This is a genomic window from Methylobacterium sp. EM32 (assembly GCF_040593685.1).
GTDB lineage: Bacteria > Pseudomonadota > Alphaproteobacteria > Rhizobiales > Beijerinckiaceae > Methylobacterium.
Genome location: NZ_JBEXZS010000057.1, coordinates 1 through 13,558 on the forward strand (window position 1 = coordinate 1; position 13,558 = coordinate 13,558).

At 61.6% G+C, this 13,558-nt stretch carries 11 protein-coding genes and 2 pseudogenes; 5 read left to right on the forward strand and 8 right to left on the reverse strand.

Features of this window, described 5'->3' with window-relative positions; all coding sequences use genetic code 11:
• Both ABZT49_RS08935 and ABZT49_RS08940 read left to right on the forward strand, forming a co-directional pair.
• Window positions 1-153: pseudogene (locus ABZT49_RS08935) on the forward strand (IS3 family transposase); the annotation flags it as partial.
• 498 nt (window positions 154-651) lie between these two features.
• Entirely contained in the window at window positions 652-2,724 is a 2,073-nt protein-coding gene (locus ABZT49_RS08940; RefSeq protein ID WP_355285468.1) for a hypothetical protein, read from the forward strand.
• Between the two features lie 24 nt (window positions 2,725-2,748).
• On the opposite strand, the gene ABZT49_RS08945 is transcribed toward ABZT49_RS08940, so the two are convergent.
• The 5 genes from ABZT49_RS08945 to ABZT49_RS08965 all read right to left on the reverse strand — a co-directional run bounded on the left by ABZT49_RS08945 (window position 2,749) and on the right by ABZT49_RS08965 (window position 6,086).
• A complete protein-coding gene (locus ABZT49_RS08945; RefSeq protein ID WP_355285470.1) occupies window positions 2,749-3,006 on the reverse strand; it encodes a DUF3768 domain-containing protein in 258 nt (85 codons plus the stop codon).
• A 1,073-nt stretch (window positions 3,007-4,079) separates the two neighbouring features.
• On the reverse strand, window positions 4,080-4,346 hold the full coding sequence (locus ABZT49_RS08950) for a hypothetical protein (protein WP_355285472.1): 267 nt from the start codon (window positions 4,344-4,346) through the stop codon (window positions 4,080-4,082).
• Between the two features lie 637 nt (window positions 4,347-4,983).
• Window positions 4,984-5,262, reverse strand: a complete 279-nt coding sequence (locus ABZT49_RS08955; RefSeq protein ID WP_355285488.1) for a pYEATS domain-containing protein — start codon at window positions 5,260-5,262, stop codon at window positions 4,984-4,986.
• 49 nt (window positions 5,263-5,311) lie between these two features.
• Window positions 5,312-5,860: a hypothetical protein gene (locus tag ABZT49_RS08960; protein ID WP_355285474.1), complete on the reverse strand. Its 549-nt coding sequence runs from the start codon at window positions 5,858-5,860 to the stop codon at window positions 5,312-5,314.
• A 22-nt stretch (window positions 5,861-5,882) separates the two neighbouring features.
• Window positions 5,883-6,086, reverse strand: coding sequence for a hypothetical protein (locus ABZT49_RS08965; RefSeq protein ID WP_355285476.1), 204 nt, complete (start codon window positions 6,084-6,086; stop codon window positions 5,883-5,885).
• Here ABZT49_RS08965 and ABZT49_RS08970 point away from each other — a divergent pair.
• The 3 genes and pseudogenes from ABZT49_RS08970 to ABZT49_RS08980 form a co-directional block, all read left to right on the forward strand.
• Window positions 6,075-6,847: pseudogene (locus tag ABZT49_RS08970) on the forward strand (IS630 family transposase); the annotation flags it as partial. The gene ABZT49_RS08965 and the pseudogene ABZT49_RS08970 overlap by 12 nt on opposite strands.
• Window positions 6,848-8,041: 1,194 nt before the next feature.
• Window positions 8,042-8,692: an NUDIX domain-containing protein gene (locus ABZT49_RS08975; protein ID WP_355285478.1), complete on the forward strand. Its 651-nt coding sequence runs from the start codon at window positions 8,042-8,044 to the stop codon at window positions 8,690-8,692.
• Window positions 8,693-8,887: 195 nt separating this feature from the next.
• Window positions 8,888-9,481, forward strand: a complete 594-nt coding sequence (locus ABZT49_RS08980) for a sulfotransferase family 2 domain-containing protein (protein WP_355285480.1) — start codon at window positions 8,888-8,890, stop codon at window positions 9,479-9,481.
• Window positions 9,482-10,238: 757 nt separating this feature from the next.
• Here the strand turns inward: ABZT49_RS08980 and ABZT49_RS08985 are convergent.
• From ABZT49_RS08985 to ABZT49_RS08995, 3 genes are read right to left on the reverse strand one after another with little or no spacing between them, the layout of a single operon-like run.
• Window positions 10,239-10,691 carry a secondary thiamine-phosphate synthase enzyme YjbQ gene (locus ABZT49_RS08985; RefSeq protein ID WP_355285482.1) on the reverse strand — a complete coding sequence of 151 codons (453 nt, stop codon included), beginning with the start codon at window positions 10,689-10,691 and terminating at the stop codon, window positions 10,239-10,241.
• Entirely contained in the window at window positions 10,688-12,397 is a 1,710-nt protein-coding gene (locus ABZT49_RS08990; RefSeq protein WP_355285484.1) for a cisplatin damage response ATP-dependent DNA ligase, read from the reverse strand. The genes ABZT49_RS08985 and ABZT49_RS08990 overlap by 4 nt, the downstream gene beginning before the upstream one ends.
• Window positions 12,394-13,464 (reverse strand): ligase-associated DNA damage response exonuclease, encoded by a 1,071-nt coding sequence (locus ABZT49_RS08995; RefSeq protein WP_355285486.1) that lies wholly within the window; start codon window positions 13,462-13,464, stop codon window positions 12,394-12,396. Before ABZT49_RS08995 ends, ABZT49_RS08990 begins: the two co-directional genes overlap by 4 nt.
• Window positions 13,465-13,558: the final 94 nt, after the last annotated feature.

Here is a 13,558-nt window from a genome sequence, read left to right on the forward strand (position 1 = left end):
TGGCGCTCCTTCGAGGCCGTCGAGTACGCCACCCTGGAGTGGGTCGACTGGTACAACCACCGTCGCTTGCTCGCGCCGATCGGCAACGTCCCTCCCGTCGAGGCCGAAGCGCGCTATCATGCTCACGTCGGCGACCAAGCCTTGGCCGCCTGACTCAAAACAATCTGCCTCCGAAAAACCCGGAGCGGTTCAGCATTCAAGGTCAGGATCAATTTGGACGCCGATCCACACCAAAGACTCCAAACTGGATTAAAGTTATTACTCACGCCGCCTATACAGTGTTCCAGATGGCTGAGGTGGCATTGCCACGTGACCTGTTCGGGTTCATCCTGGCGATGATCGATGACCTGCGATCAAGGCCGGTGGCGCGATGTTGAACCCGCGAGCAGGAGCCCCGTCGCGAAGCCAGATGGGAGACGTGCGCCCGAAGCTCCTGTCAGCTCGCCATAACAGCGGGATTCAGTGGAGGCCGGAATGCTGTCGCTCCAACAAGCCCTAATAGCCTTGTTCATGCTTACTTTGCAGGCGCACGCACAAGGGAGCTTACCGCCCGCCGCATCTCAAACGGGTATCGCTGCCTTGGCCACCAAGGCGGGCGGGGGCTGCTCCCCAAGTGATTGGTCGCCTCCTCTCCACACAGGAGCGCCGGGCGTGCAGGCCCTCCTCAAAGATGTTCCCGTGACAACGCGCTGGGCCGACCTGCCTGCTAACACAAAGGACCGCCTCCTGGAGCTCGCTGAGGACCGTCTCGCGGCGTTCAGATCGCGGTGGGGTGGCGAAGCCATTGAGCGCAAGCTAAAGATCCTGCTCGACTGCCCGACACCCGAGATGTCATCTGCCATCGACGAGTTCTACCGTGTAACCTACAAGTCGGTAGTCCCGGAAACGTTTACGCTGAAGGACGTGAGGAGCTCTGAGCTTGCGAGGGTGCTAGTAGAGACGTACCTGGGAAAGTACGCCATCAAGCGTGCCGGCATGACATACCCCAATGCCACGTTGCCAAACAGGGACTGGGACGGCAAGTCCACCTTCGACTCAACTCTTCTTCCGGATAGGCAGGCGTACGAGGACTGGAGACGGTACTTCGCCAAGATTGCTATGTCCCTGAGGACGATCAATGAGGCATCCCTCGACGGTATCGAAAGAGCGCTTCGGCGGCAGATCCTGTTCGTTACCCGCGCTGTTGCAGAGGGAGCCCTTTTCGGTGACAGCTTTGGGGGATCTGACTTTGAGACGGCATGCGAGCTCGTGTCGCTGAACAACAATATCCTGATGGCCTACAAGGGTGACAAGAGCCGTCCGGTGATCTTCGCGAACGACGACGAGGTCCTTCGCGAAATCAATGCCATCTACCTTCATAGCACTAGGTTAAAATGGCTCGACAGGGGAACAGTAAACTCTGCAATTAACAACTCCTCTTGCAATAGCACCGAAGACGAATATATCGAGAAATACGTGGGGCCAATTCCGGACAACAAGGTGGCAAAGGGCATCAAGCTCATGAAAGCATGGTGGATCGAGCGCCTATCCGACAATCCTGCCTCCAAAGGGAAATGTACAATTTATTCGGCGGATGATCGAAGGAGCATCTGGGAGGCATTCAGCGCGGACCAGCAGTTCAACAACGACGGCTCATCGACGATGGAGACTTATAGGACGCAGATCACCGCCTATGCCGCTGAAAAGCAGAAACATTACCGCGCTGTCGCCAAGCTCGCACTGAACAAGATATTTCATGACGACACCGTACTCACACCTGCACAGCGCGGAGATGTCGTTGCCGCGATTAACAAAGAGACTGCATTCGGCCTGATGCCGACGAAGGTCGCGGAGTACCTCGATGCCGCTCAGGGCGCGAAGGACGGCCCGGCATCGCGGATGTGGAATGAGGCAGTCCAGCGCAATGTGAAGCGTCTCGGTGGTCGATATAGCGAGAACGATCCCGTCCGTCCCCAAGACGAAGCCACACTCCGGACCATGTTCGACCAAGTGAGAGAATGGGTATCGAACAGATACAAGGGGTATCCCATTGACGTAGCTGCCATCTTTCCCCTGTTCGAATTCAAGGCGACTACCAAGAACAATGCCGGCACCGACACTGCAACCGGGAACATCGAGTTCGGTATCGGGACAGAGCGAAGCCTGATGGAGTACTACAGCATCATCCTCCACGAAGTCAGGCACGCGGTGACCGGGGCGTGGCGAGCCAACGCACCAGATAAATCGAAGGTTCGGGCCGACGAGGGAGCAGCGGTCGAGGGATCAGGCGTCGCAGTCGAAGAACTCTTGCTCGAAACATTCATGAGGGAGACGCTGAAGGATGACCTATCCGTGGCACTCTATTCGTTAGACTACGGTATCCGAGATGCTCGGTTCGCGGGAACGACCGACGCAACACTCCGGAAGTACTTTCGACCCGGGTGCTCCGATCCGGCCGAACCGGACACGATCGAATTCGCGAAGGCTATAGCTAACGAGTATGGCCTAACGGGACAGCTGGCTACGAACGTGGCGCTGAGGGCGCACACTGGAACACAGTATTTCCAGTACATCTCGGGCGGCCTACAGATACTTGAGGACATCGCGTACCTGCAAGGCCAGCTGGACTTAGCCACCAAGGTACGGCTGGATCCATTTGTCCTCCTTGCCTGCAATCTCAATACGCCCCTGCGGAGTCCGGAATATACCTCGGAGCTCAAGGCGTGCCTCAGAAACAAGACCTGATGTATTTCGGCGGGGAATAGGGGCTTACCACTCCTCGGCGAGCATGATGATCAGGACACGAGCGGTGACGGCAGGGTCGGCCGAATTGGGTGAGGCGTGAGCCAGAGTGCGGTCGTAGACGTCGATCTTCCAGAATAGCCGCACCTCGCCCGCCGTGAGCATCCCAAAGTCGTGCTCACCGTGCGGATCGTTTGCCGCGTCGAAGCCTTCGAAGGCGCGCCCCGCGTCAAGCACCGCGGCCTGCTCCTGCTGCGTTAGGGCAGTAGGAATCTCGCGAGCCACCGCCGCAACTGCGACCCTGCCCCGCCGGCAGCCCTGCGACGGTTCCGCTGGCCTCCACGGTTCAGAATCCTGCCGCCCGGCGCAGCCGCTCAAGAGTGTGGACCCGGAGTGAGCGAGCACAGACTAGCACCATCGGCCAAGCGGCGCAGCGCTGTAACCGCATCGACCGCATTATCTGTGTGCACAGTTTACGGCTTGAACTTTGATTTGCCGAACACTGCGTCTCAATTCCTGGCGTCGGCCAATTGGTTGGTTTGCTCGCGGTCCTATTAGGGCATTGCAGCTCGCCTTCGTATTTAGCTTTGTCACCGGCGTGCATCAGGTCTCGCCTTCGAGAGCGTGCGTCTACCTAAACTCCGCCGCCCTCTCAAGCAGGCATTCGCGCTCGGCCGCCTAACCTGGAGCCGCAGATACCAACCTCCCGAGCGCCACCATTTTCGGCGGGAAGCGCGCCTCGTACTCCTCTGGCGTGTGCCGGCTCGCTGCAGTGAGTCGCGTCCAGGGGACGTCGGGAGCGATCAGCAGCCGGCGAGGTTGAGGCTCAACCGGTTTGCGTAATCGCCGGAGCGATCCGCCCAAGGACTCCGGACTGGCAGAACCCGAGGGGGTGTGCTTCAGCGCTTGGCACCGCCGGCGCGAGGCGTCCCAAGTTCGCCGCGAGCCATTGTCCCAGGCAGGCTCCTCGGACATGTAGGATGCAGCCCGGGCTCGCCAGGTCGTATATCACCGTCATGACGATGCACAGCGTTGGAAGACGAGAACGGCAGGCCCGGTTGCGTACTCGCCGATGCCGTGCTCGACAACATGCTGTTGAATAACCTACTCCAACAAAGTTCCGACATCCCCGCCAAGCGGGCTGCCGCGCATCTCAGGAAAGCGCTCGGGTGAGCGAGCGGCGGACGTGCTCCCTCACGGAAACAGACTGCAACCGCAGCGAGCGCAAAGTCGATGTTGGCGCGTAGCAAGTCAGTGCCGGATAGTGTCCATTTCACTTATGTGTTTACACGGGAAAGGAGTTCACTCCACAGAATATCACCGAGGTTAGCGCCAACGTGTGATAATGCTTTCGAACTTCAAGGATCCGACACCCTGCCTGTGTAAACGTCCACATTTCCACCATGTTTGATTTTTTGGGCGGGGAATTTCTGGACGTCATCATAATAAATTTCAATTTCTGCGACAAGAACAGCAGCGTCCCTCACATTGATCCTGTCTAAGCGGTCTCCTCCGTTCGCTTCTAAATATCCTATGTTATGCATTTTACCAGAAACCGCATCTTTGATACCCAAGTTTTCGATGGCACCGCCGGTATTCCTGTAAAGGATCGTTACTGTAGTCATATCCAATGCCTCCTATTTAGGATCTTCACTGTTACCATAGAATTGATATGGATAAAAGCCATTTGTGTGAGGATGCAGCCGGAAATTAATCACAATAGGTTGTCGTTTCCTGCCATATGATGCAGGCGAGTAGCCTTCACGGCGTGTCCACAACGGGGTTGTGACGGCAATCTAATCTCTATTTTTGATCAGCGTCTAAAACGGATCGCGCATATCAACCGTCTAAACACCTGAGTTGACAGCCGGGTGTAGACAAGGAATGTCCTATGGCTTGCTTTAGATCGGCGCCCAGGGCGCGCACACCGCGATTCGGAGCTAGCTTAGCACCGAGTGCGGTAGGCGGAAAGTGAGGATGCTACCGAGTTTGACTCCGTTTTACGAACAGGTTCCTCATTCGCATCTGCTCTCTCGCTTACTCAGGATCATTCAATTCGACGCGCGGGAATCGGCCCAATCGGGAGCCTTCGCCGTTTCCAGCCGCCACGCTCCCGATCGGAAGCATTGGAGTGTATGGTGGTAGGTGATCTGGACGGCGCGGGATTTTGATCACGGTGGGCTCCCGTATGTGCCAGAGGCTAAGGCACAATAGGATGTTCAATTTCGTTTAGCGACTCCGGAACCAGGTCGGCAGTTCGGATTACTTTGCTAAATCAAGCTCAAGTCGAGTGCCGTCCGCGAATTCAACGCCCAGGGCGAATGCGCCCCAGGCATAGCAATTGAAATTCACGGATCTTCCGGTTGCAAATATGCGCTGAGTAACAGGCAAGAACGTAGGGTGAAGGTGAAAAACTACAGGCCCCTGGACCCCAATTCCTTCAACGACCAAGTTAAGCATAAGGAACTCGATGCCGGGCTTCTCATCAAATGACTTGAGATAAACAGATCCACTTGTGGAGCTCGACTGCCCTCCGAACATTCCTTTGTTCGGATCACTCTTCCATACATCTACTTCCGACACCGAGTTCTCAATGATCGCGCCGACCTCGGAGGTCGCCGCGCGGAGTGCCGGGCCCAGTGTGACAGCCGGTGAGATCTGATGCAGAGAGGACGGATGTTCCGTTCGCGGTCAGGAGGCGGAGATGCTGGAAGGGAGTGATGCTTCCCAAGCCGGTCTCGTCCGAGACGAGAACGGTGATGCTGCTATGTCCATCAGGCCGTGCCTCAAGTGGAACGCGGTTGTTCTGCGATCCCGGACGAGACCTGATATCTCTAAAGAGCACCACAACTTCCGCGCTCCGACTGAGCATTTCCGTCGTGAAGCCAACCTCTAACCGATCGGGCGGCGATGGCTCGAATCGCGCGGTCTGCCCTTCTCGAATCCTGACAATCTTCTGCTGAACCCGACCCGCGGCGGTGGTTTTGATCGCGTACACACCCTCGCCGAGCGTCTGATCAAGCCGGGTGACGCCGCTCGCCACCTCCCGGAGGGCTCCGTCGGCGACCGAGATTTCGACGCCGAGCGGTGCCTCCACCAGGAGCCTTCCTTGCCCGCTGTGTTTCTCAGACCTGGACATGCGTAGCCTCCGGGCCGAGATGCTAGAAGGTGGCAATCTCTGTTCCGTCCGACGCCTCGATCACGTACGCGCCGGGCGGCAAGGATATCCGGTACGTTCCGGCCTCGCCCCACAACGTGCGCTCCGCGTTTCTGGGTCCGCCGACGAGCACGAGGTTACCATGGTGCGAGTTCGTGATGGTGAGGATCAGGTCCGGCGGCGCGCCGATGGCTTGGCTGAGGCCCATGCCGAGTTGATCCTGGCGACCTCCGAGCAGGAACCGCGTCTCTTCCTTCGCGAGTTGCGCGACCGCCTGGCTGAGCAGGGCGTGCAGACCAGCACGAGTGGTCTGTCGCGCTTCTTCCAGCGGCACCGGATCACGTGGAAAAAGGGGCGACATATGCATCTGAGCAGGAGCGCGCGGACGTAAGGGCCGCTCGCGAGGCGTGGTTCGAGGCACAGCTCGAACTTGATCCGGACCGACTCGTGTTCCTGGACGAGACGGCCACTGCGACCAACATGGCACGCCGCAACGGCTGGGCTCCACGCGGCGAACGCTGCCGGCTCGCAGCCCCGCAGGGACATTACAAAACCACCACCGTCACGACGGCCCTGCGCACGAGCGGGTTATGTGCCATCGCGCTGTTGGACGGCCCTACGAACGGCACCCGCTTCCGCAGCTACGTCGCCGAGACCCTGACGCCGGTGCTGCACCCCGGTGACATCGTCGTGATGGACAACCTGCCCGCTCACAAGGTCGCCGGCGTGCGGGAGGCGATCGAGGCCGCGGGAGCGGAGCTGCTCTACCTCCCGTCCTACAGTCCCGATTTCAACCCGATCGAGCAGGTTTTCGCGAAGCTCAAGGCGCTGTTGCGCAGTGCGGCCGCCCGGACGATCCCGGATCTCTGGGCGGCGATCCGGCAGGCCTTCACCCGCTTTACCCCGCAGGAATGCCGCAACTACCTCACCGCAGCCGGATACGAAACCGACTTAGCCGGCGCTACCTGACCGGGAACAGCTCTAGATCGCGTCCGGAGCGGGCAGATAGCCGGCCTTCGGGCCCGGGCGGATCACGGCGCCCGTCCTTGCGACGAAGCGGTCGAAGACCGGCATCAGGTCGATCGGTGCCCGCGGTCTCGACACACGGTCCACGGAGGTGGTACACATGGGGTGTTGAGGGCGTCCACTAAATCATTGTTTTCACACAAGTTCCGGCGGTCCGGGGACATTCCCTCCGTCTCCGCCTGCTGTTTTTTCGAGACGCATCGCGATCGTATACTCCCGACCATCGGCAGCATAGACGGAGGTTCCGCCTCTCAAGATCTTCGACGCTGCCGCGCCGTAGAAGGCGAGCTGGTCGGACGGGATCCGCAGCAGGTGGTCGGCGCTGAACACTCAGCGGCGCAGCCGTTCGGCGACGTCAAACCTGGCGCGTTCAGTCTTCCTATAACCCGGCCGATCGGCGGTGTCGCAGCCCGATAAGGGGCCAAGCGGCGAGCAGGCCTGCGGCCCGGAGAAGGCCCAGCCGAGGAATAATCCATTCTCGTTTATGCGCTTCAAGCGAACGAGTGAGGGCCGCCAAGCCCGTTGCAGCCTGCCCCATTCCTTTGCTACAAATGCGTCTACGTCGATCCGGGCGAGTCATTGATCTTGTTCGGGAATTTGGCTTTGGTCACGTAGGAACAGGATCCTGGCGCCCCAGCCATTTTTTCCCTTCGTTCTTCAGTGCTTACGCCCGCGGACATCGCGGACGCCTGAGAACGGAGCGCGAATCGCGGCGCATGAGAGCCGGCACAGTCCTCCTCTGCCCCGGCGGTATACCGCTTCAGGCGTTCCGAGTGTGCCGGCACAGGAGTCGGCACGATCCCGGCACATGTGTCGGCCGCCCTCCCCGCCCGCTCCGGGCCACGGGAATCGGCATGAGCATCCCTGCCCTCTCCGGTGTCGTTGGATGGTCGAAAGGCTTCACCGGCCTCTCCACCGGCGTGCCGCCCTGCCCCGTGCAGGCTCCCGCGGCGGGATGGAACACGCTACGGCTGTCCGGGGTGTTGTCGCCCAGGACGGCGCCATCCGCGGGAGCTGGAGCGGGCAGCTGATCCTATTGAGCGGCGATGTGACCGAGGCCGCTGAGGAGTGGATCCGGATCGGACCGACCCGGCGGCGGCAGGCGGCGAACATTGCGGTGCTGGTAGCGGGGATGACATGACTGATTCAGACGCCTTCCGGCTTCGCGTGATCCACGAGGGCTGGAACACCTTCGGGATCGCCACCCTCCGCTTGCCGGACGGGCGGATTGTCGACCGCGCCCTCGAGCATCATGGCGAGGCCGCCGGGGTTCTGCCCTACGATGCGGAGCGCCGCTGCGTGCTCCTCGTCCGGCAAGAGCGCGTCGGGCCCTTGTACTGGGGCGATCCGGACCCGCTCCCGGAGGTCCCCTCGGGCGGTCTCGATGGGAAGGCCGCGGACGTGACCGCGATCGAGGAAGCGTTCGAAGAAGCGGGCGTGGAGCTGGTCGAGCTCGAACTCGTCGTGCAGGCCTATGCGATGCCGAGCGTGTCGTCGGAGCGGATCTGGCTCTACCTCGCACCGTACACGTCGGCGGCGCGGACCGGAGCCGGAGGAGGCCTCGCGCAGGAAGGCGAACGGATGGTGGTCGAGGAGGTGAGCCTTCGTGATCTGGCCAGGCTCATGAGCGAGGGCAATCTGCGAGACATGAAGACCCTGGTTCTCGCTCAGGCCCTGCACTTGCGTCGGCCCGACTTGTTCACCGCCGGGCCTGTCGACCCGTCGCCTGAGATGGTCCGAGGCCGCCGCCCGATAAACAGATCAGGACACCCCTCAGTCACACGTTAAAGAAATCAAAGCCAGGCCCTTGTGCAAGCGGTCCGGCTTCGTCCATCACCGGAGACATCGCTCACTTGATTGACGCTCAGGAGTATCGCTTGGCGCGCAGGAGAAACAAAAAGCGCCCCTCTCTTGTGACACCCTCCAAGGAATAGCCGGATTTTCCTGGGTTTTTATACCTATTTCGACACAATGAGGCAACCGATGATAGATCATGAATTAAAATGCATATTCATTCACATACAGCGAACTGCGGGAACCAGCATAGAGGAATGGCTTTGCGGTCAAGATTGGTGGTTCGTGGAACAAAAAACAAAACACGTTATAGCTAGTCAGGCAAGAGATTTATATAGTGAATATTGGGATAGTTATTTTAAGTTTTCTTTCGTAAGAAATCCGGTCGACCGCGTGATTTCGTGCTTGAAATATCGCGACCATTTTGGAATCGGCCTAGAGGGCAACGAAATAGAATTTAAAAAATATTTTGACTGTTATGGCGAGGAGATAATCTTGGAGCACGACCAGCGTTTCTATTCAAGAAGTGATTTAATCAACAATAATCATGTCAAAAACGCAATATATAGCAATATTCTTGATGAAGACATCGATTTCATCGGAAAATATGAAAATCTTATCGCCGACACCAAGCATATCAAAAATCAACTCAAAATCAAAAATGATTTTGATATTCATGCGGAAAAGTCTGATAATAGAATTAGTTATCGTGATTTGAGTCAGCGATCCTTGGATGAAATATACAGAATATACTCAGTCGATATAGAGCGATTTAGATACTGATTAATGTAAATTGACAAACTAAATCCACTTGATATCAGCGGTGTAAGATGCCAACGCATCAGGCCGCTCATCCATCTCGAATTTCGATGCCAAGCCCAGAAGCACAGAACCTTGGGCTTGGCGAAAACTCGAAAACGGAACCAAAGGTCGTTTCCAGTGACCGTTGGCATGACATGTGGTGGATATGATATTATTGCTCGGTTGATCAAACTTTCGGCGCGCATACACGCATTGCAGGTTGCCTCTGGAGACTCTGTTCGCATGAGCATCCCCGCATGCCGCGCCCCTACCTCCAACCCAGTCCCGTGCCTGGAGTGCGGCGGCGCTGCGGCGGATCGTGTCCCATCACCACGAAGACGCGGTCCGTGCTGCTGCTTACCGGCGCGGTAAAGCGGTCGCTCGCGCACCGGACGGAGTCGATACCGGTGGGCGGTTGAAGACCCTATTCCCTCGACGCGCAGCCACCGGGATCGCTCCGGATCGATGATACCAGCTCGTTTCGCGTCGCTCGGGCGGCAAGAACCACGGAAACGGGGGCAATCCCGATCTTAGGACTCGATGACGGCCGTGGCGGCGCCGAGCCTCGATGAGCCCCGCGCTTGAGCACCTCCGATCACGCGGCAACCGGGTCGTTCCAAAGGTCTTCATTTTTCCGCATTGTCCGCGACGAAACGGTCTCCACGTCGTCGGAAAATGCCTTCGCTTCGGCCGTTCCTTGCCCCTGCTGCGCCGATCGCGGCGTGGGATGATCTGCCTGTCACCCGCCAACGATGCTCAAAACAAGGTCGCGCCGATGCGGCCGGTCGCGGTGCTCGATCAGGTAGATTCCCTGCCAGGTGCCGAGCGCCAGCGTTCCGTCGACCAGCGGGATCGTCAGCGCTGCGTCGGTCAGGAGCGTGCGGATATGCGCCGGCATGTCGTCCGGCCCCTCGATGCCGTGGACGTAAGCCGCGTCCCGCGGCGCCAGCCGGTCGAGGGCGGTCATCAGGTCGGTGCGCACGTCCGGGTCGGCATTCTCCTGGATCGTCAGCGAGGCCGAGGTGTGGCGGCAGAACACCGTGAGGAGGCCGTGGCGCAAACCCGCTTCGCGCACGAAGGCCGCGACCTCGGCCGTGATCTCGGTGAAGCCCGGGCCCTTCGTGTCGACCACGAGGCGCCCGGTGGCCTGCCGGGTGAGCGGTCCTTGGGCGATCATCTCGACGCGTCTCATCCGGCGATCTCCCGTCCGGGGTGAACCTCTGCCTCGCCGCGGGCCAGGATGCGCTCCAGCGCCTCGATCCGGTCGGCCTCGGCCGGCGGCTTGTCCCAGCGGATGCGGCTGACGCGGGGAAAGCGCATCGCCACGCCCGACTTGTGCCGGGTCGAGCGCTGCACGCCCTCGAAGGCGATCTCGAGGACCAGCCCTTGCCCTGAGCCGTACTCGACCTCCCGCACCGGGCCGAAGCGCTTGGTGGTGTGGTTGCGGACGTAGCGGTCGAGCTTGGCCAGCTCCTCGTCGGTGAAGCCGTGATAGGCCTTGCCCACCGGCACCAGCTCCTCGACCCCGTCCGGCGCCTCGCGCCAGACCCCGAACGTGTAGTCGGAGTAGAACGACGAGCGCTTCCCGTGGCCGCGTTGGGCGTACATCATCACGGCATCGACGAGGTAGGGCTCGCGCTTCCACTTCCACCACGGGCCCTTGGGCCGGCCGGGCTGGTAGGGGCTGGTGAGGCGCTTCAGCATCACGCCCTCGATCGCGTCCGCGTCCGGCCCGGCGCCGAATGAGGCCGGGTCGGCCCGCGCCGCCGCGAGGGCCGGCCAGTCGGCGAAGGGAACGAGGGGCGAGAGGTCGATGCGGGCGTGGTCGAGCCCGGCGACGAAGCGCTCCAGCCGGGCCCGGCGCTCGGCGAAGCCAAAGGGCCGCAGGTCCTCCCCGTCCTCGGCGAGGAGATCGTAGGCGCGGACATGGGCCGGGAAGTCCTGCAGGAGCTTCGGCGTGACAGCCTTGCGGTTGAGGCGCTGCTGCAGCACGTTGAAGCTCTGCACCCGTTCCTCGCGCAGGATCAGCAGTTCGCCGTCCAGCGCCCCCGAGAAGGTGATCGCCTCGGCGAGGTCGGGGAAGGCGCCGGAAATGTCCTCGCCCGTGCGCGAGTAGATTTTCTGGACCTGCTTGCCGTCCCGGTCGCGCCCGCCGGCGAGCTGGACCCGAATGCCGTCCCACTTCCACTCGGCCGAGAACGCGTCCGGATCGAGCTTGTCGAGATCCGCCTCCTCCTCGATCGGGTGGGACAGCATGGCGGGGCGGAACGGCGCCGGATTGACCGATTCCGGCGGGCCGGACCGGCCCTCGACCCAGGCGAACAGCTCGGGATAGGGCGCCACGAGCCCGTGCCAGACCTCCTCCACCGCGTCGGCCTCGTGCCCGCCGAGGCTCGCCACCGCGGTCTTGGCGAGCCGCGCCGACACCCCGACCCGGAGTTCGCCGGTGATGAGCTTGAGGAGCGCCCAGCGCCCGGTCTCGTCGAGGGCGTCGAGCCAGCCGGCGAGGCGGGCCGGCAGCTCGCCCTTGCCGATCGTGCCCAACGCCTCCACCACCTCGGACAGGGTCGGCACCGGGGGGTTGTTGTGCCCGGGGCCCGGTTCGTCGCCGGAATCCTGTCTCGTTCTTGCGGGCCAGATCAGGGCCGTCGATTCCGCCAGGTCGCCGACGTAGTTGTGCGACATCCGGAACAGCACCGGATCGACCCGCTCCTCGACGAGGCCGCGGATCAGGCCGGGCTTCGCTTCGCGGAAGCTCAAGGAGCCGGTCATGGCGGCCAGCGCGTAGCCGCGGTCGGGATCGGGGGTGTGGCGGAAGAAGTCCTGGAGCAGGCGCAGCTTGGCGTTGCGGCGCGGCTCGTAGGCGAGGCGGTCGAGGAGATGGGCGAAGTCGTTCACGCGGCGCTCTCCGCAGCCTTGCCGTCCGCGGCCTCGCTCGCGGCTTCCTGGGGCTCGGCCTCGCCCTCGTCGCCGTAGCCCAGCATGTGCAGGGGCTTCGCGCGAATGCCTTGGGTCCCGCACCAATGCACCAGGGCGTCCTCCTGGCCGTGGGTGACCCAGACCTCGCCGGCCCCGGTCTCCTGGATGGTGCGGCAGAGGTCGTCCCAGTCCGAGTGGTCGGAGATGACGAGCGGCAGCTCGACGCCTTTCTGGCGCGCGCGGGCGCGCACCCGCATCCAGCCCGAGGCGAAGCCGGTGACCGGATCAGGGAACTTGCGCGACCACAGGTCCTGGATCGCGGAAGGCGGGCAGATCACGATCCTGCCCCCGAGCTTCGGCCGCTCCGCCGCCACGACCTTGATCGTGTCGCCGAGCGGGATCCCCTCGCGCCGGTAGAGCTCGGTCAGCTTCTCCATCGCGCCGTGCAGGTAGATCGGCTCCGAAAAGCCTTCCTCGCGCAGGAGCGCCATCACCCGTTGCGCCTTGCCGAGCGCGTAGGCGCCGACGATGTGCGTGCGCTCGGGGAAGAGCCGGACCGAGTCGAGCAGCTTGCGCACCTCGTCGCGGGCGACCGGATGGCGGAAAACCGGCAGGCCGAAGGTCGCCTCGGTGATGAACACGTCGCAGGGCACGACCTCGAAGGGCAGGCAGGTCGGATCGCGGGCCCGCTTGTAATCGCCCGAATTGACGATCCGGCAGCCGCCCCGCTCGATCGCGATCTGGGCCGAGCCCAGCACGTGGCCGGCGGGGTGGAAGCGCACCGTGACGTCGTTGAGCCGGATCGCCTCGCCGAGCTGCGCCTCCTGGCGGGTCCGGCAAAAGTCCTCGCCGTAGCGCACCGCCATGATGCGCAGGGTCTCGGGCGTCGCCAGCACGGCGCCGTGGCCGGCCCGGGCGTGGTCGGCATGGCCGTGGGTGATGAGGGCGCGCGGCACCGGGCGGACCGGATCGACGTGAAAGTCCCCCGGCGGGCAGTAGAGGCCCTCGCGGGTCAGGGTGAGCAGGTCGGTGGGGCGCGGCGCCATTGCGTCTCGTCGGCGGACGAAGCCTCTCGACGGAGGCGGAGGGGGGTATATAGGCGGCCCGATCCGTCCGTCCCGCCCCGGAATTCCTCCGATG

Coding starts and splice junctions, on each gene's coding strand:
- ABZT49_RS08980 (WP_355285480.1), top strand. CDS start 8,888: ATGATAGATCATGAATTAAAATGCATATTCATTCACATACAGCGAACT.
- ABZT49_RS08965 (WP_355285476.1), bottom strand. CDS start 6,086: ATGGGCCTCAGCCAAGCCATCGGCGCGCCGCCGGACCTGATCCTCACC.
- ABZT49_RS08995 (WP_355285486.1), bottom strand. CDS start 13,464: ATGGCGCCGCGCCCCACCGACCTGCTCACCCTGACCCGCGAGGGCCTC.
- ABZT49_RS08985 (WP_355285482.1), bottom strand. CDS start 10,691: ATGAGACGCGTCGAGATGATCGCCCAAGGACCGCTCACCCGGCAGGCC.
- ABZT49_RS08975 (WP_355285478.1), top strand. CDS start 8,042: ATGACTGATTCAGACGCCTTCCGGCTTCGCGTGATCCACGAGGGCTGG.
- ABZT49_RS08950 (WP_355285472.1), bottom strand. CDS start 4,346: ATGACTACAGTAACGATCCTTTACAGGAATACCGGCGGTGCCATCGAA.
- ABZT49_RS08955 (WP_355285488.1), bottom strand. CDS start 5,262: ATGTTCGGAGGGCAGTCGAGCTCCACAAGTGGATCTGTTTATCTCAAG.
- ABZT49_RS08960 (WP_355285474.1), bottom strand. CDS start 5,860: ATGTCCAGGTCTGAGAAACACAGCGGGCAAGGAAGGCTCCTGGTGGAG.